Below are 17,558 nucleotides of genomic sequence, written 5' to 3' on the forward strand. Positions count from 1 at the left end.
CGCCACGTCGCACCGCACAGAGGAAATGGAGCATCCGAGGATGGCTCGACACCTGATCACCAGCGCGCTTCCCTACATCAACGGGATCAAGCACCTGGGCAACATGGTCGGGTCGATGCTTCCCGCGGATGTGTACTCCCGGTACCTCCGCCAGCGCGGCCACGACGTCCTCTACATCTGCGCCACCGACGAGCACGGCACCCCCGCCGAGCTCGCCGCCAAGGAGAACGGCCTCCCGGTCGCCGAGTTCTGCGCCCAGGCCCACGACGCCCAGAAGGCGGTCTACGACGGCTTCGAGCTGTCCTTCGACTACTTCGGCCGCAGCTCCTCGCCGCAGAACGCCGAGATCACCCAGCACTTCGCGCGCAAGCTCCAGGAGAACGGCTTCATCGAGGAGCGCGCGATCCGGCAGGTCTACTCGCCCGCCGACGGCCGCTTCCTGCCGGACCGCTACGTCGAGGGCACCTGCCCGCACTGTGGCTACGACAAGGCACGCGGCGACCAGTGCGAGAACTGCACCCGGGTGCTGGACCCGACGGACCTGATCGAGCCGCGCTCGGCCATCTCCGGATCCACCGAGCTGGAGGTCCGCGAGACCAAGCACCTCTTCCTCCTGCAGTCCAAGCTCCAGCACGAGGTCGAGGCCTGGGTCGCCGAGCACGAAGAGGAGTGGCCGCAGCTGGCCTCCTCGATCGCCCGCAAGTGGCTGACCGAGGGCCTGCACGACCGGGCCATCACCCGTGACCTCGACTGGGGAGTCCCGGTACCGGCCGACACCTGGCCCGACCTGGCGGCCGAGGGCAAGGTCTTCTACGTCTGGTTCGACGCCCCGATCGAGTACATCGCCTCCACCAAGGAGTGGGCCGACGCCGACCCGGCCAACCGCGACTACAGGGCCTGGTGGTACGAGGCCGACGACGTCCGCTACACCCAGTTCATGGCGAAGGACAACGTCCCGTTCCACACGGTCATGTTCCCCGCCACGGAGCTGGGCACCCGCGAGCCCTGGAAGAAGGTCGACTACGTCAAGGCCTTCAACTGGCTGACGTACTACGGCGGCAAGTTCTCCACCTCGCAGAAGCGCGGCGTCTTCACCGACCAGGCGCTGGAGATCCTCCCGGCCGACTTCTGGCGCTACTTCCTGATCGCCAACGCGCCCGAGTCGGACGACTCGTCCTTCACCTGGGAGCACTTCGCGGCCACGGTCAACAAGGACCTCGGCGGCACCCTCGGCAACTTCGTCAACCGCGTGCTGACCTTCTCCCGCAAGAAGTTCGGCGACGAGGTCCCGGCCGGCAGCCCCGCGGGCGAGGCCGAGGCGAAGCTGGGCGAGCAGATCGCCGAGCTCCTGGCCGAGTACGAGGGCCACATGGAGACCCTCCAGTACCGCAAGGCCGCCGCCGCGCTGCGCGCCCTGTGGTCCGCCGGCAACGCCTACCTCGACGAGAAGGCCCCTTGGCTGGAGGTCAAGACCGACCTCGACGCCGCGGCGCTCACCCTGCGCACCGCGATGAACCTCATCCACCTGTACTCGGTGGTCTCCGAGCCGTTCATCCCGGCCTCGGCGCGCGCCATGCGCTCGGCGTTCGCGCTCGCGGACGACACCGCGACGTGGGTGACCCCGGAGCAGGCCAAGGCCCTGGACGCGGTCCCGGCGGGCACCCCGTTCACCGTGCCGCCGGTGCTCTTCGCCCGGATCACCGAGGAGGACCTGGAGTCCTACCGCGAGCGATTCGGCGGCACTGAGGCGGGCTGACGCAGGGGCGGCCGGAAGCCGTCCGAACCGAACGGAGGGGCGCGACCACAGGGTCGCGCCCCTCCGGCGTACCCGGGCGTCCTTCCGTAACCGGGCCCGGCGCCCGGTTTCCGACGGGGCAGGGGACCGCTACCCGGCCCGCGGACGTCCGGTGCCGGCGGCTTCGATCTCCACCGGTCCGCCGCGTGTCGAAGCAGGGACGTGATCGTTTCTTCAGACGTAACCCTCATGTCTGCTGCGGAACAGGGAGGACGCGCGGTGACCGCTTGGCAGTACTTCGCCGGTGCGGGTCTGGTGGCGGCGCTCTGTCCGCTCCACGGCCACGTGGCGGTCGCGGGCGACGGCCACGGCCGCGGGGCGCGCGTCGACCTGTGCGTGCCCGGCGGTCGGCCCGGGCGCCCCGTCGCCCCGCCGTCCGCCGGGCCTGGGGTGCGGGTCGCCGTGCCCGGCCTCGGCGGGCCGACGGTGCGCCACCCCGGGCGGCTCCCCGAGCCGGAGCGGTCGACGGCGCCGCCGCCCGTGCCCGCGGATCCGCCGGCCGCCGTGGAGGCCGCCGGGCCGCCTGCTGCGCCGCCGCCCGCACCCCGTGTCCCGGAGGAGCGCGGGCCGGTCCCGGCCGGGGCGCCGGCTCCGCCGCGGCCCCGGGCTGCCGCCGCGCGGGTGAGTGCCTTCCACGTGCGTCCGTACCGTGCGGTCGCCCTGGAGCGTCGCACTCCGGGCGGGATGTCCACCGTGACGTTGATGGTCGTGGTGACGACCCCCGCCGTGCTCGCGGCCGCCGCCCTGCGCCCGCGCTCCAAGGGCCGCGGCTGACTCCGCAGCCCGCCCCCCGATCCGTCCACCGATCCACACCGGGAGAATCCACGTGTCCGAATGGCTGGTCCTGGCCATCGCCATGGTGCTCGTCTGCGCCCTCGTCCTCGCCTTCACGGCGATCCGGCACCGCCGGGCCGCCGCCGACGAGGACACCAGCGAAACCCCCGACGTCATCGAGTACATGACGATGATGGTGGGCGTGGTGTACGCGATCGTGCTCGGCCTGGCCATCGCCGGCGTATGGGAGGCGCGCGGCGCCGCCGAGGACAGCGTGCGCCGGGAGGCGCAGGCGCTGTACGAGGTCACCCAGCGCACCGATGTCTACCCGGCCGCGGTCCGCGACCGGATCCGGGGGGAGGTGGACGCGTACGTCGCCCACACCGTCGCCGTGGACTGGCCGCTGCTGACCGCGGGCGAGAGCGCGTCCGCCGAGGGCGGCGAGCTGCTCGGCAAGCTCCGTACCTCCGTCACCCACCAGAGTCCGGCCACCGAGTTGCAGGCCCAGGCCTACCAGCCGCTGCTGGACCACATCGCGGCCGCCGACGAGGCCCGCCACTCGCGGACGCAGAACTCCGAGTCGACGCTGCCGGGTGTGGTGTGGTTCGGGCTGCTGGTCGGCGGCGTGGTCACCGTCGGCCTGATCTTCACTCTGCAGATCCGGCGTTCCGGGCGCGAGCTGCTGCTGGCGGGCCTGTTCAGTGCGCTGATCGTGTTTCTGCTGTTCATGGTGTGGAGCTTCGACGCGCCGTACGGACGGGAGGGGATCGACTCGGCGGGGCCGTTCCAGGAGCTGTTCCCGAGGACGGCGGTGGCCGCGGCCCGCTGAGCGGGGCGGTGGCCGAGGGTGGCCGCACCACCGCCCGACCGGTCGGTAGCGGTCAGAGGCCCGGCAGCGGTCAGACGGCCACCTGCCGCCGGACCGCCTGCACGACCGGCGAGCGCCGCAGGGCGTCGGAGATTCGCAGCAGGTCGCGGGGTCCGTCGGAAGCGTCGGGCAGGGTCTCCTCGTCCTCGCCGAGGATCTGCCCCTCGGGGTCCGCGGCGCGGGCCCGTACCGCGGCCGCGACCATGGCGGCGTCGCCGACGGCCCGGGCGGTCTCCTCGTCGGCTCCCCCGGCGAGGGCGCTGCCATAGGCGTCGTCGCGCAGCCCCTTGTCGAAGTAGGGGCCGAGGTGCAGGAACCCGTCGTGGATGTCGGACTCCCTTTGGATCACGCGCAGTTCCGCCGCGGACCACCAGGCCATCTGCACGGAGGGCGTTCCGGCGGGGGCGGAGATCTGCACCTCCTGCCACAGTGCGCCGAGTCGCCGGTAGGTGGCCCAGGTCTGCCAGTGGTCCGAGAGTCGCTGGCAGACCAGCGGGACCACGAAGCCCATCGCGCTGATCAGCGCGCCCAGCGAGGCGAGCGGCGGGGCCACGTAGGTGCTCAGGCCGTCCAGGTCGTTGCCGAGCCAGCGGGCGACCACGGCCGTCATCTTCGTGGCGTCGTAGCCGAGGTTGAAGATGTAGCCGACGACGATGATCATCAGTCCGACTCGCAGCCAGCCGCGGACCTGCAGCGACCAGCGCCAGCACAGGACCACCATCACCACCGCCGCCACGTGGTGCGCCAGCAGGTAGAGGGCGATCATGTGGCCGACGTAGGGCGTGTTCGCGTAGTAGGTGTCGAAGTCCCGCAGGCGCTCCGCGGGGGTCTCGCCGAGGGAGAACAACACGATCAGGGCCACGATCACGATGCTGTAGCCGAGGATCCAGCGGCGCGAGACGGCCCTGGTCCGGTCGGGAGGCCCGCCCCGCCAGTTGACCATCAGCACCAGGCAGGAGGCGCTGAAGGCGGTGATCAGGCAGTAGACCAGCGGGGCGGAGAAGTTGGCCACCCCGGTCCAGCGGTTGACCGCCGCGATGGTGGGCGGAGCGGCGAAGGCGAACACGGCCCCGGCCAGGGCCAGTAGGGCGACGACCGAGCGCAGGAGCGGGTCGCGCCAGTTGTGCCGCAGGGCCGGCAGCTTGAAGGCGAGTGAGATCGCCATCGCTGCTGCCGGTATGTAGTAGTCCTCACCGGTCAACGGTCGTTCCTCAGTCCCCGGTATCCCAGAGAGGCCTCGATCCGGCCCGCCAGGTCGTCGCGCTTGGCGGGAGTCCGGTGGCCCGCCGACCCGACGAGCCAGTTCCTGCAGCGGCTGCCCAGCAGTAAACCGAAGGTCTCGGCCTCGGTCTCCTCCTGGACGTCGGCGCGCGTACGCGCGGCGACCCTGCGGACCGTCTCGCCGATGTCGGCCTCGTCGGACAACAGCCGGGCGGCGACGGCGGCTCCGTCGACATGGTGGCTGCAGTGGCCGGCCTTCATGTGCCACAGCTCGTGTCCCAGGATGACCAGTTGGTGGTCGGGGGCGGTGCGTTCCTCGATGACCACGAGATCGCGGTCCGCCATGTCGAGCCATAGACCGCTGGCCGTCCTGGGCGGGAACGAAGCCATCCGGAAGTCGACCCGGCGGCCGCGGTGTCTGCTCATGCCCTCACAGAGGGCAGCGTAGAGGTCCACGGGCTCCACGGGGGCGGTCAGCCGGATGCCGGCCACCAGCTCCCCGCACAACCGCCGCTGCTCTCTGCCTATGCTCACCGTTCTCCCCGTCGGCGCGGATCCGGATCAGGACTCAAGGATCAGACCCAGACTTTCGACTGGGTCAGGATTCGTTCGGTTTGACGCTTTCGAGGAGCATGTCCAGCCATTCGGTCACCTTGTCCCGATGCTTGTCGCTGGGCAGTTGGGCGGCGCGCCAGGCGATCCCCCGTACGCCGTGGTTCTGCAGGAGTCTTGCCAGCGGATCGCCCGCCGAAGCGGCTCCGGCCGGTACGGTTTCCCGCGCGCGCCCCGCGTAGTCCTGGAGCAACTGCTGTTCGGTCCGCTGGAGCGCGTCGGTGAGGGCGTCGGCGTCGTGGGCCGTGAGGAACCCGGCGTGCACCCCGAAGAAGCGCTGGATCGCGTCGCAGTGCTCCATGGTGGGGCGGCGGTCGCCGTTGATGAGGGCGCCCGCCTGCTGCCGCGACATCCCGGCGCCGTCGGCGATCTCCTGCTGCGTGTAGCGGCGGCCGTTGGGCTTGACGCGGGTGCGCCGGAGCAGGTCGAGACGCTGGAGGAAGCGGGCCTGGAGGTCGGGTTCGCCGGCCGACCTGCCGTCGAGCAGGGTCTTCACCACATCCGTGGGTACGCCCGAAGCCTCCGAGAGGCGTCGCAGGTCGAAGACCTGGCTGAGGTCGCGGCCCATCTTGCCCGCGAGTTCGGCCACGCGGGCGATGGTCGCGGCCAGGGGTGCGTCGGCCACCGCGACGGGAGCCGGGAAGCCGTCTGTCACCAGTGGTTCTCCTAGATCGCGCGAAGTCGGTACGGCACATGGTCGGCTTCTGGAATCTAGCCGCTCTCGACCCGAAGGGCTAGAACGTGCCACAGCTGTGGCGGGAATGAGCTGTCAAGAGGCTGGAATTGCCACAATAGTTGACACTCGAATGAAGTCGGTAGCAGGATCGCCACACGGAAATGAAGATCCAGACCGGAGGAGGGGGAGCTCTCAGTGCCACATCTCGCAGCGGTGGGCCCGTCCGATGGCCTCGCCCGAGCCGGTGAAGAACGCCTGGCCGGCGAGGAGTCCGCACGCGGCGCCGTGCGGTCGGAGCGACGCAAGGAGATTTTGCGCCAGCGTCGTGAAGAGCTTGGGCTGAGCCAGGAGGACCTTGCCGCCCGGCTCCGCATCAGCGTGCGCGCGTACGGTAACTGGGAACGCGGCCTGGTCAAGGAGTGGACGGACCGCAAGCTCCTTGCACTGGCCGAAGCACTGGAGATGAGCGAGCGCCAGTGCTTCTGGCTCTTCCGCGTCATGGTCGACCGAGACCCGCCGCCCACCTGGCGCGCCTCCGACGAGAACCGGCTCCCCGAGGACCCCGCGCAGCGCGACTACCTGTGCGACTATGCGGCGTTGATGGAAGCCGTGCCCTACCCGAGCTTCCTCGTGGACCACCGGTGGGACGTCGCCCTCACCAATTCGGCCTTCGACCACCTCTTCCAGTCCGTACGGCCGCACCCGACCGCACTGCCGGACGACAACTTCCTGCGCTTCGTGCTGTTCCACCCGGACGCCGCGGCCGTGCTGGAGGACCACGAACCCGCCTGGTGCGTACCGCTGCTCGCACAGTTCGCGGCGGCACTGGCCGAAGCCCCGGAGGACGAGGGGCTGTGCAGCATCCGCCAGGAGGTGGCGCGTGATCCGTTCATGGAAGCGGCCTACCGCTACGGCGTCCCCCACTGGCTGAGCAAGCGCGGGCCGGAGGCCGCCGAGCAGGACGGGGCGGTGCGCACCGTGCGTCACCCCGATCCCCGATGGGGCCTGGTGCGCTGCCGAATGGTGGCCGAGACCAGCCGCATGCTCGACGAGATGGGCTTCACCCGGATCACCCTGATCCTGTCCGGGCCGCAGGGGGTGCCGGTGGGCCCCGTGCAGGGGGGCGCGGCCGTCCCGCGCCCGCAGGGCGCCAGGCTGCGCGCCGTGCCGTCACCGGTGGAGTGACCGACGGAGGCAGACTGGTGCGCGCGGGTGCCCGCCCAAGGGCCCGCGCCACCGATCGCGCCACCGATCGTGTCATCGATCGTGGCACAGGCGGTGGCGGGAGCCCTGAGGGTGGTACGGCTTACGGGTGCCGTCAGCTGTACGGCACCCCGCACCGGCATCCGGACCGGCGGCCGTAGCGGCATCTGCACTGGTGAAGGGCGGTAGGGACGTGCGGCTGACGATCCTCGGCGGAGGCGGCTTCCGGGTACCGCTGGTCTACGGGGCGCTGCTCGGGGACCACGCCGAGGGGCGGGTGTCCCATGTGACGCTGTACGACGAGGACCCCGCACGGCTCGCCGCCGTGGCGCGCGTCCTCGAAGACCTGGCCGCTGCCGCCGCGGTGCCCGACGCCCCGGCCGTCACGGCCACCCGGGACCTCGACGAGGCCCTGCGCGGGGCCGACTTCGTCTTCTCCGCCATCCGCGTCGGCGGTCTCGAAGGGCGTGCCGCGGACGAGCGCGTCGCCCTGGCCGAAGGCGTCCTCGGCCAGGAGACGGTGGGTGCGGGCGGGATCGCGTACGGACTGAGGACCGTTCCGGTGGTCCGGGAGATCGCCCGCAGGATCGCCCGCTCGGCGCCCGAGGCATGGGTCATCAACTTCACCAACCCGGCGGGCCTGGTCACCGAGGCCATGGCCGAGGAGCTCGGCGAGCGGGTGATCGGCATCTGCGACTCGCCCGTGGGCCTCGGACGGCGCATCGCCCGGCTGCTGGGGGCCCGGCCGCAGGACGCCTGGATCGACTACGTCGGCCTCAACCACCTGGGCTGGGTCCGCGGGCTGCGCATCGGCGGCCGTGACGAACTGCCCAGGCTGCTGGCCGACACCGAGGCGCTTGAGTCCTTCGAGGAAGGCCGCCTCTTCGGCGCCGAGTGGCTGCGCTCGCTCGGCGCGATTCCCAACGAGTACCTGCACTATTACTACTTCAACCGTGACACCGTACGGGCGTACCGGGAGGCGCGGCAGACCCGCGGGGCCTTCCTGCGCGACCAGCAGCGCGGCTTCTACACCGAGGCGGGCCGGGCCGGGCTGCCGGCCGGAGCGGCCCTGGCCGCCTGGGAGCGGACCCGGGCCGAACGCGAGGCCACCTACATGGCCGAGAACCGCGAGGCGGCCGGGGCGGGCGAGCGCGACGAGAGCGACCTGGAGTCCGGGGGCTACGAGAAGGTCGCCCTCGCGCTGATGCGGGCCATCGCCCGGGACGAGCGGGCCACGCTGATCCTCAACGTTCGCAACGGCTCGACGCTCTCCGTCCTGGACGCCGGGGCGGTCATCGAGGTGCCCTGCCTGGTCGACGCGAACGGAGCCCACCCCCTGGGCGTCGAGCAGCTGCCGCTGCACGCGGTCGGGCTGGTGACGGCGGTCAAGGCGGCGGAGCGGGAGATCCTGGCGGCGGCGGCGAGCGGTGCCCGGGCGGACGCCGTGAAGGCCTTCGCGCTCCATCCCCTGGTCGACTCCGTGGCGGTGGCCCGGCGGCTGTTGGACGGCTACGCGGCGGCCCATCCGGGCCTGGCCCACCTGCGCTGACCTGCCGCGCCCGGCCCGAGGCCGGGAGTGCGTCGGGCCGTGCGGGCTTCCCTCCGACGGCCCAGTGCCGCATGCGGCGCGGTGGGCGGGCTGTGAGAGTGCGAGATGTGACCACTGCCCCCGCCGCGTCCGCGGCGCCCCCCGTGCTCGACCGGCGGCGGCGCAACGTCGTCTTCGGCACGATCATGCTGGGCGTGCTGCTGGCGGCTCTCGACCAGACGATCGTCGGAACCGCCCTGCCCACGATCGTGGGGGACCTGGGCGGCGGGGACCACATGTCGTGGGTGGTGACCTCCTACCTGCTCGCCGAGACCGTGGCGACGGTCCTCGTGGGCAAGTTCGGCGACCTCTTCGGCCGGAAGCTGATTTTTCAGGTCTCTGCCATCGTCTTCATCAGCGGCTCCTTCCTGTGCGGCCTGTCCAGCAACATGACGTTCCTGATCGTGTGGCGCGGGGTCCAGGGGGTCGGCGCCGGAGGCCTGATGGTCACCGCGATGGCACTGATCGCCGATGTCGTACCCCTGCGCGAACGCGGCAAGTACCAGGGCGCGATCGGCGCCGTCTTCGGCGTCGCCACCGTGATCGGGCCGCTGCTCGGCGGCTTCTTCACCGACCAGCTGACCTGGCGGTGGTGCTTCTACGTCAACGTCCCGATCGCCATCATGGTGGTCATCGCGGCCGCCAGAACGATTCCGGCGGTACGTGCCTCGGGCAGGCCGGTCATCGACTACCTCGGCATCGCCCTGGTGGCGATCGGCGCCAGCGCACTGATCCTGGCCACCAGCTGGGGCGGCAACGAGTACCCCTGGACCTCGCCCGTCATCATCGGCCTGTTCGCCGGCGGCGCGGTCGCCCTGGCGCTGTTCTGCCTGGCCGAGACGCGCGCCGCCGAGCCGACCATCCCGATGCGGCTCTTCCGCAACCCGGTCTTCGCCGTGTGCTCCGTGCTGAGCTTCGTCGTCGGCTTCGCGATGCTCGGCGCGATGACATTCCTCCCGACCTACCTGCAGTACGTCGACGGGGACTCGGCCACGATCTCGGGCGTGCGGACCCTGCCCATGGTCTTCGGGCTGCTGCTCGCCTCGGTCTTCAGCGGCAACGTCGTCAGCAAGACCGGCCAGTACCGGATCTTCCCGATCGTCGGCAACGCCGTCATGGGCGTCGGCCTGTACCTGCTGTCGCGGATGCATCCGGGGACCGACACCCTGCTGGAGTCGCTCTACATGTTCGTCCTCGGCGTCGGCATCGGCCTGTCCATGCAGGTGTTGACGATCGCCGTGCAGAACACCGTCGACTACGCCGACCTCGGCACGGCCACCTCGGGGGTCACCTTCTTCCGTACGCTCGGCAGCGCCTTCGGGACGGCGGTCTTCGGAACGATCTACGCCAACCACCTGAGCCCCGCCCTGGAGGAGGCGGTCGTGGACGCGGCTCGGGCGACCGGGAACGATCCGGCGGAGCTGGCCCGGGCCGTCTCGACCCCGCAGGGGGTGCACCAGCTCGATCCGGCCGCGGCGACTCCGGTCATCGAGGCCTACGCGGAAGCCCTGCACACCGTGTTCCTCTGGACCGTGCCGGTGGCGGTGTTCGGGTTCGTCGTGGCGCTCTTCCTCAAGCAGGTCAAGCTGCGCGACACCGCCCGCGCCGGGTCCACGGACATGGGCGACGGCTTCGGCTCGCCCGCCACGGCCTCGGGCGACTCGGCCAAGCTGCTGGAGCTGGCGGTCGGCAAAATCGTGCGGAACATGGGCTCGGACACGGCGCGGGCGATCGTCGAATCCTCCGACACCCGGCTGGACATCGCCGGCGTGTGGGCGGTGATGCAGGTGGAACTGATGACCCGGACGATCGGCTACGCCAGCATCGGCCTGATCGCCGGGCGGCGTTCGCTGCCCCCGGAGGTGCTGCTCCCGACGTTCGAACGGATGGTGCAGGAGGGCTTCCTCAGCCGCGAAGCCGCCTTCTTCAGCCTCACACCGGCCGGCCGCCGGGAGGCCGACGTCATCTCGGAAGCATGGGCCACGTGGCTCGGCGATCAGTTGGAGAAGGACCGGGGCCGACCGCGCAGTGCCGAACTGCGGGTCGCGGCGGACGCGATCGCGAAGCGGCTGCTGGCCGAGGACCTGGGCGAGGGGAACTTCGCCCCGAAGATGGTCGTGCGGCACCAGGCCCTGTCTGACAACTGATCAACCGCCTGGTTCGCGGAGCCAGAGGACCAGCGAGGCCAGGACGACTCCGGCGCGGTAGCGAGCGGCTCGATCCGCTCCCGCGCCGCGTCCGTCAACTCACCGCGACCTGCCACGACATCAATGATCGGAGTGCTCGTGGTCGGCATCACACACGGGGTCCGCCACGAACTGGCTCAGCCGATAGGTGGTCGGCTGCACCAGCCGGCCGCAGAGCACGTCGATCCGGATCATCGACTCGTCGATGCGCGACTCCCGAAGACGGCGCAGGTGTGCGCGCAACCCCGCCTCGTCCTGCGATTCGAAGATCAGTTCCCACTGCCCCGCGTCCGGCGCGGTGCGAGCAGCAAGCCGTTGCCTCTCAGCCGCTTGTCGCCGTTTCCTCTTTCGCTGCCCTGGCACCGGCCCAGGATCGCCGGCCGGTGTCGGAACGGCAAGGCAATGGAACCGAGCGTCACATCACCGCTCGGTGATCATTGGTCGGACAGGCTCTGGCGGATCCCATGGATCACGCCGGCCGGGCGGGGCTCCGGAGTGAGGGGCCCCGCGGCCGTCGGCGCCCTCAGATGCCCGGACCACGGACCGCCGTCGGATAGTCGTACGAGGGGACGTGCGGCAGTTCCGTGAGGTCCGGGCGCCAGGCGCGGAGCACCGCCGCCGAGGGCGCGTACAGCGCCGGAGGGATCTCGGCGGGCGCGAACCACTCCCAGCGGGCGATCTTGTGGGGCTCGGTGACGGCCGGAACGCCCTGCGCCGTGCGGGTGACGGCGGCCGCCGTCAGCCGGGTCAGACCGGACTTCGCGTCGATCTGGACGGACAGGACGCTTACCCCTTCGGGGTCCACCCTCAGGTCCGTCTCCTCGGCGAGCTCCCGGGCGGCGGCCTGCTCGAAGCCCTCTCCGGGGTCGACCTTGCCGCCGGGCAGCTCCCAGCGCCCGTCGTGGGCCTGGCCGAGCAGCACCCGGCCGTCCCGGCCGATGACGACGAGGCCGACGCCGACGACGGCATTGGGCTGGGGAACGGCCCGTTCGGGGCGTTCGGGGCGTGCGCCGGTGGTGCTCATGGACGTCCTTCCGGAGGAGTGGTGGGCCGGGCTCGGATGTGGATCCGCTCGCCCTGGGGGCCGAAGAGACTGAGGAACTCGGCAGGCTGCGGACCGGCGTTGCAGAAGGCGTGCGGCGTGCGCGTGTCGAACTCGGCGGCCTCTCCGGGTTCGAGCACGAGGTCGTGTTCGCCGAGCAGCAGCCGGATTCGGCCGGACAGCACGTACAGCCACTCGTAGCCCTCGTGCACCTTCAACTCGGGTACCGGCTGCGGACCCTCGACGGGCCGGAGAATCTGCTTGTAGGCGTGCACCCCGCCGAAGTTGCGGGTCAGCGGCACGTAGGTGTGGCCGTGCCGGACGAAGGGGCGCGGACGGATCCGGGGGTCGCCGGTCTCCGGCGCGCCGACCAGCTCGTCCAGGGCCACTCGGTGCGCCTTGGCCAGCGGGAGCAGTAGTTCCAGCGTCGGCCTGCGCTGCCCGGACTCCAGCCGCGAGAGCGTGGAGAGCGAGATGCCGGTGGTCTCGCTGAGCTGGGCCAGCGTGGTGCCGCGCTGTCGGCGCAGGGCACGCAGCCGGGGGCCCACGGCCGTGAGCACGTCGGCGAGTTCCTCGTCCTGCTTCTCGGGGGCCATGACTCCATTTGCTGCTTCGGCAAGAACATTTGTCAAACGGCGGATTCGGGCAGACCCTCGCAGACATGGACAACGCAAGGGAAGAATCGTTCGATGTCGTGGTGGTCGGTGGTGGTGCGGCCGGACTGGCCGGGGCGCTCACCCTGGTCCGGGCCCGCCGGTCGGTGCTGGTGATCGACTCCGGCAGTCCGCGCAACGCCCCGGCCGCTCACCTGCACGGCTACCTCGGCCTGGACGGGGAGAGCCCGGCGGAGCTGCTGGCCCGCGGACGCGCGGAGGTGGAGCGCTACGGGGGCCGGATCCGGCCGGGCGCCGCCGTAGCCGCGGACCGGCTGCCCGACGGGGGTTTCCTGGTGCGCTGCGCAGACGGCTCAACCGTGCGGGCGGGGCGGCTGCTGGTCGCCACGGGCCTGGTGGACGAGCTGCCGCCGGTACCGGGGCTCGGGGCGCGCTGGGGGCGGGACGTGCTGCACTGCCCGTACTGCCACGGCTGGGAGGTCGGGGACGAGCCGGTCGCGGTGCTGGCCGAAGGCCCGATGGCCGTGCACCAGGCGCAGATGTGGCGGCAGTGGACCGGGCGCACCACGCTGCTGGCGCACACCTGGCTGCCGGGGGAGGGGGAGCGCGAGCTGCTGGCGGCCCTCGGGATCCGGGTCGTGGCCGGCGAGGTGACCGGCCTGGTGGTCGAGGACGACCGGTTGGCCGCGGTGACCCTGGCCGACGGGACCGCCGTGGAGTGCCGGGCGCTGGTGGTGGCCCCGCGGTTCACCGCCCGTTCGGGGGTGTTGACGAGCCTGGGCCTGCCGACGACGGAGGTGACGCGGGACGGCCACGTGATCGGCCGTTGCGTCGAGTCCGACCCGGCCACCGGGGCCACCGCCCTCCGCGGGGTCTGGGCGGCGGGCAACGTGACCGCGCCGCTGGAGAAGCTCGCGGGGGCGGCTGCCCAGGGCGCGCAGGCGGCCGCGGCCATCAACGCCGACCTCATCGAGGCGGAGGCGCGGCGGGCCTTGGCGGCGTATCGCGCGGTCGCGGCGGCAGGTGCGGGTGCGGCGGCGGGTGCGGCCGGCGGTTCGCGCGCCTGACGGGGCCGGTGACGCCGGCGGGGACCGGATGACCGGATGACGGAGCTCCGGACAGGTGTGCGGGTTTCGGCCTGCCCCCGTACGCGCAGGCTCTCTGCGGTGTGATCGTCATATGGTCCGGAGGTCCAGAGGGTCAGGGGTCCAGCGGTCCAAGGCTTCGGGGGGACGTCCCATGGCACATGTGCTGGTCATCGGAGGAGGCGTCGGCGGGCTCGCCACCGCGCTGCTCGCGGCGCGGCGCGGGCACACGGCGGAGCTGTTCGAGCGCGACACCCGCGCTCCCGGTACCGCGCTCGACCGCGACTTCTTCGGGTGGCGGCGGCCGGCCGTACCGCAGGCGGCCCAGCCGCACGCGCTGCTGGGAGCCGCCCGCAACGTCCTGCGCGACGATCTGCCCGACGTCTACCAGGAGATGCTCCGGCTCGGCGCCTGCGAGCGGCACGAGCTGGACTGGTTCGACGTACGGCCGCCCGAGCTGCCCGGAGACGAGGATCTCGTCATGCTCCAGGCGCGGCGCATCGTCCTGGAGAGCGCACTGGCCACGGCGCTGCGCGCGGAGCCGGGAGTGGTCGTCCGCCACGGGGAGCCGGTCACCGGACTCACCACCGCGGCGCGTTCCGGGGCCGACCCGGCCGGCGCCGGCGGCGCGGCCGACGCGATCCGGGTGACGGGAGTGACCACCGAGGCGGGTGGGTACGACGCGGACCTGGTCGTGGACGCGGGTGGACGCCGCGGCGGCATCGAGCGCCGGCTCGGCGCGGTGGGCTGCCGCCCGCCCGTCGTGGAACGGCACCGCACGGGACTGGCGTACTTCTGCCGCTGGTACCGCTTGCCCGCGGGTACGGACGAGGGGCCGCGGAGGCCCTGGGCCGTGACCGGCGGAACCTTCGCCGGCTGCGCCGTCTTCCCGGCCGACAACCGGGTCTTCGCCGTGGCGCTGTTCGTGCACACCACGGACACCACGCGCTCGGCGCTGCGCGACCCCGCGGTGTTCGAGCGGGCGGCCCGCTCCTTCCCGCCCGGGGCGGCCTGGCTGACCCTCGGAGCCGAGCCGCTGTCGGGCGTACTGGCCACTGCGAGCCTGGACAACCGCTGGAGCGCTCTCGTGGACGAGCACGGTCCCGTCGTGACCGGGCTGGTGCCGGTCGGCGACTCGATCGCGCACACCAACCCGACCCTCGGCCAGGGCACCTCCCTCGCACTGTGGGCGGCGCGCAGGGTGGCCCGTACGGCGCACCGCGACCCGGGGTCGGACCACTACGCCGTGCACCATCACGCGTGGGCGGTGCGCACCCTGAAGCCGTGGTTCGACTTCCAGGTGGTCGCCGACGCGGCCGTCGGCGAGCGCTTCGCGACGCGGGCGGGGCGCACCGGAACGGCCCGGGAGGTGGCCGCGCTGTTCGACTGCGCGCTGGAGGACCCGACGGTGATGCGGGCCCGGGCGCGGGTCCGCCACCTGGCGGAGCCCCCGGAGCGCGCCTACGCGGACCCGGAGGTCCGGGCCCGGGTGGCGCGCTGGCTGGCGGCGCGGCCGGACTACGCGCCGCACGAGTTCGGGCCGGACCGGGAGGAGTGGGAGAAGCTCACGGCAGGGTGACGCGGGGGCCGTCGGCGGGGGCCCGGGGAGTCCGGCCGACGGGTGTCGCGCAGGCCCCGGCCTCAGCCGGCGGCGGGCCCGAGCACCTCGGCCAGGTCGTAGCCCACGACCTCCTCCAGCTGGGCGTAGGTGCAGCTTGCGGGGGTCCGGTCGAGCCGCCAGCGCCGGAACTGCGCGGTGTGCCGGAAGCGGTCCCCCTCCATGTGGTCGTAGCCGACCTCGATCACCCGTTCCGGGCGCAGCGGCACCCACGAGAGGTCTTTGCTGCCGGTCCACCGGCTCTGCGCGCCGGGCAGCCGGGCGCTCGCGTGGGCGGACTCGTCGGCCCACGCGGCCCACGGGTGACCGGACGGATCGGGCATCCGCAGCGGTTCGAGCTCTTCCACCAGCTCGGCCCGGCGCCTCATGGGAAAGGCGGCGCACACTCCCACGTGCTGGAGCGTGCCCTGCGCGTCGTGGAGGCCGAGCAGGAGCGATCCGACGATCGGACCGCTCTTGTGGAAACGGAAACCGGCGACGACGACGTCGGCGGTACGTTCGTGCTTGATCTTGTACATGAGGCGGGCATCGGGCCGGTAGGGGAGATCGAGCGGTTTGGCGATCACCCCGTCGAGCCCGGCGCCCTCGAACCGCTCGAACCAATCCCGCGCCAGCGCGGGATCGGTGGTGGCGGGCGCGAGGTGGACGGGGGGCCGGGCGGTGGAGAGGGACCTGACCAGAGCGGCACGGCGGTCGGTGAGCGGGGCGTCGAGGAGGGCCTCGTCGCCGAGGGCGAGCAGGTCGAAGGCGACGAAGCTGGCGGGGGTCCTCTCGGCCAGAAGGGCGACACGGGACTGCGCGGGATGGATCCGCTCGGTCAGCCGGTCGAAGTCCAGACGCCCCTCATGGACGATCACGATCTCTCCGTCCACCACGCAGCGACCGGGCAGATTCGCCTTCAGGGCCTCCACCAGCTCGGGAAAATACCTGGTCAGGGACTTGCCCGTGCGGCTGCCCACCTCGACCTCGTCACCGTCACGATGCACGACGGCCCGGAAGCCGTCCCACTTGGCCTCGTACTGCATGCCGGGCGGGATCTTCGCCACTGACTTGGCGAGCATCGGCTTGACCGGCGGCATCACTGGCAGATCCATGCCCCCGATTCTGCGGTGGTGCGTTCGGACCCGCCCGGTGTGCACCGGCGGTCCGCCCCGCCTACGGTGGCGCCCATGGGTGCTGCTGGCGATGCGATCGAGCTGGAAGCGGCCGGGCGGACGGTACGGCTGTCCCACCCGGACAAGGTCTACTTCCCGGAGCGCGGCCTCACCAAGCGGCACGTGGCCGAGTACTACCTGGCGGTCGCGGACGGCATCCTCCGGGCCCTCCGCGACCGGCCGACGACCCTGGAACGCTTTCCCGACGGGGTGGAGGGCGAGTCCTTCTTCCAGAAGCGGGCCCCGAAGAACCTCCCCGACTGGATCCCGACTGCCCGCATCGCCTTCCCGAGCGGCCGGTCGGCCGACGAGATCTGCCCGACCGAGCCGGCCGCCGTCCTGTGGGCGGCCAATCTGGGCTGCCTCACCTTCCATCCCTGGCCAGTACGCCGGGTGGACACCGACCGGCCCGACGAACTGCGCATCGACCTGGACCCCCAGCCGGGCACCGACTACCACCACGCCGTGGCCGCCGCCCACCAGCTGCGCGCCCTGCTGGAGGAGCTGGGCCTGCGCGGGTGGCCCAAGACCTCGGGCGGCCGGGGACTGCACGTCTTCGTCCCGATCGAGCCGCGCTGGACCTTCACCGAAGTCCGCCGGTGCGCCATCGCCCTCGGCCGGGAGCTGGAGCGCCGCATGCCGGGCGAGGTCACGACGGCCTGGTGGAAGGAGGAGCGGGGCGAGCGGATCTTCGTCGACTACAACCAGACGGCGCGGGACCGCACGATCGCCTCCGCCTACTCGGTCCGCCCCCGCCCGCACGCCCCGGTCTCGGCGCCGCTGCGCTGGGACGAGGTGGACGACGCCGAACCGCAGGACTTCGACATCGTGACGATGCCGGCCCGTTTCGCGGAACTGGGCGATGTGCACGCGGACATGGACGACCACGCCTTCGCCCTGGACGCCGTCCTGGAACTCGCGGCCAGGGACGAGCACGAACACGGTATGGGCGACCTGCCGTATCCCCCGGACCACCCCAAGATGCCGGGCGAACCCAAGCGCGTCCAACCCAGCCGCGCTCGCCACGCGGACTGAGCCCGAAGCGCTCTGTCAGTGCGGGGTGAGATGCTCTGCGGGGGCTGCGTACGTCGTGTTGATCAGGCGTATAGCGGACGTCCATCG

General features: G+C 72.0%; 16 protein-coding genes. 9 read left to right on the forward strand and 7 right to left on the reverse strand.

The window, feature by feature from the left end; translation table 11 throughout:
• The first annotated feature begins 40 nt into the window (after positions 1-40).
• The 3 genes from metG (at position 41) to R4Z63_RS27220 (ending at position 3,398) form a co-directional block, all read left to right on the forward strand.
• On the forward strand, positions 41-1,756 hold the full coding sequence (gene metG, locus R4Z63_RS27210; protein ID WP_037915916.1) for a methionine--tRNA ligase: 1,716 nt from the start codon (positions 41-43) through the stop codon (positions 1,754-1,756).
• A 258-nt stretch (positions 1,757-2,014) separates the two neighbouring features.
• Positions 2,015-2,569: a hypothetical protein gene (locus R4Z63_RS27215; RefSeq protein WP_384580891.1), complete on the forward strand. Its 555-nt coding sequence runs from the start codon at positions 2,015-2,017 to the stop codon at positions 2,567-2,569.
• A 52-nt stretch (positions 2,570-2,621) separates the two neighbouring features.
• Entirely contained in the window at positions 2,622-3,398 is a 777-nt protein-coding gene (locus R4Z63_RS27220) for a bestrophin-like domain (RefSeq protein WP_037915918.1), read from the forward strand.
• A 70-nt stretch (positions 3,399-3,468) separates the two neighbouring features.
• Here R4Z63_RS27220 and R4Z63_RS27225 read toward each other — a convergent pair whose 3' ends face one another.
• From R4Z63_RS27225 to R4Z63_RS27235, 3 genes are all read right to left on the reverse strand, one after another.
• Positions 3,469-4,638: an MAB_1171c family putative transporter gene (locus R4Z63_RS27225; protein ID WP_384455159.1), complete on the reverse strand. Its 1,170-nt coding sequence runs from the start codon at positions 4,636-4,638 to the stop codon at positions 3,469-3,471.
• A complete protein-coding gene (locus R4Z63_RS27230; RefSeq protein ID WP_172671252.1) occupies positions 4,635-5,192 on the reverse strand; it encodes a toxin-antitoxin system, toxin component in 558 nt (185 codons plus the stop codon). Before R4Z63_RS27230 ends, R4Z63_RS27225 begins: the two co-directional genes overlap by 4 nt.
• 64 nt (positions 5,193-5,256) lie before the next feature.
• On the reverse strand, positions 5,257-5,925 hold the full coding sequence (locus tag R4Z63_RS27235; protein ID WP_384455162.1) for a helix-turn-helix domain-containing protein: 669 nt from the start codon (positions 5,923-5,925) through the stop codon (positions 5,257-5,259).
• A gap of 216 nt (positions 5,926-6,141) precedes the next feature.
• Between R4Z63_RS27235 and R4Z63_RS27240 the strand changes: the two genes are divergently transcribed.
• From R4Z63_RS27240 to R4Z63_RS27250, 3 genes are all read left to right on the forward strand, one after another.
• Positions 6,142-7,131: a helix-turn-helix domain-containing protein gene (locus R4Z63_RS27240; protein ID WP_384455165.1), complete on the forward strand. Its 990-nt coding sequence runs from the start codon at positions 6,142-6,144 to the stop codon at positions 7,129-7,131.
• A gap of 211 nt (positions 7,132-7,342) precedes the next feature.
• Positions 7,343-8,698, forward strand: coding sequence for a 6-phospho-beta-glucosidase (locus R4Z63_RS27245; RefSeq protein WP_037915926.1), 1,356 nt, complete (start codon positions 7,343-7,345; stop codon positions 8,696-8,698).
• 71 nt (positions 8,699-8,769) lie between these two features.
• Complete coding sequence (locus R4Z63_RS27250; protein WP_384455170.1) at positions 8,770-10,884, forward strand: MDR family MFS transporter; 2,115 nt, start codon at positions 8,770-8,772, stop codon at positions 10,882-10,884.
• Positions 10,885-11,004: 120 nt separating this feature from the next.
• Here R4Z63_RS27250 and R4Z63_RS27255 read toward each other — a convergent pair whose 3' ends face one another.
• From R4Z63_RS27255 to R4Z63_RS27265, 3 genes are all read right to left on the reverse strand, one after another.
• Positions 11,005-11,286, reverse strand: a complete 282-nt coding sequence (locus R4Z63_RS27255) for a hypothetical protein (RefSeq protein ID WP_384455173.1) — start codon at positions 11,284-11,286, stop codon at positions 11,005-11,007.
• Between the two features lie 160 nt (positions 11,287-11,446).
• Entirely contained in the window at positions 11,447-11,947 is a 501-nt protein-coding gene (locus R4Z63_RS27260; RefSeq protein ID WP_037915934.1) for a nucleotide triphosphate diphosphatase NUDT15, read from the reverse strand.
• Entirely contained in the window at positions 11,944-12,561 is a 618-nt protein-coding gene (locus R4Z63_RS27265) for a helix-turn-helix domain-containing protein (RefSeq protein ID WP_037915936.1), read from the reverse strand. The genes R4Z63_RS27260 and R4Z63_RS27265 overlap by 4 nt, the downstream gene beginning before the upstream one ends.
• Positions 12,562-12,626: 65 nt before the next feature.
• Here R4Z63_RS27265 and R4Z63_RS27270 point away from each other — a divergent pair, with 65 nt between their 5' ends.
• Together R4Z63_RS27270 and R4Z63_RS27275 are read left to right on the forward strand one after the other, a co-directional pair.
• The gene (locus tag R4Z63_RS27270) at positions 12,627-13,646 is read left to right on the forward strand and encodes an NAD(P)/FAD-dependent oxidoreductase (RefSeq protein WP_384455177.1); all 1,020 of its coding nucleotides are present in this window, start codon (positions 12,627-12,629) and stop codon (positions 13,644-13,646) included.
• 172 nt (positions 13,647-13,818) lie between these two features.
• A complete protein-coding gene (locus tag R4Z63_RS27275) occupies positions 13,819-15,243 on the forward strand; it encodes an NAD(P)-binding protein (RefSeq protein WP_384455179.1) in 1,425 nt (474 codons plus the stop codon).
• Between the two features lie 62 nt (positions 15,244-15,305).
• Here the strand turns inward: R4Z63_RS27275 and R4Z63_RS27280 are convergent, their stop codons facing one another.
• A complete protein-coding gene (locus R4Z63_RS27280; RefSeq protein ID WP_384455182.1) occupies positions 15,306-16,376 on the reverse strand; it encodes an ATP-dependent DNA ligase in 1,071 nt (356 codons plus the stop codon).
• 75 nt (positions 16,377-16,451) lie between these two features.
• Here R4Z63_RS27280 and ligD point away from each other — a divergent pair, with 75 nt between their 5' ends.
• On the forward strand, positions 16,452-17,471 hold the full coding sequence (gene ligD, locus R4Z63_RS27285; RefSeq protein ID WP_037915946.1) for a non-homologous end-joining DNA ligase: 1,020 nt from the start codon (positions 16,452-16,454) through the stop codon (positions 17,469-17,471).
• The last annotated feature ends 87 nt before the right edge of the window (positions 17,472-17,558 follow it).

The organism is Streptomyces sp. PL-29 (genome assembly GCF_058344425.1).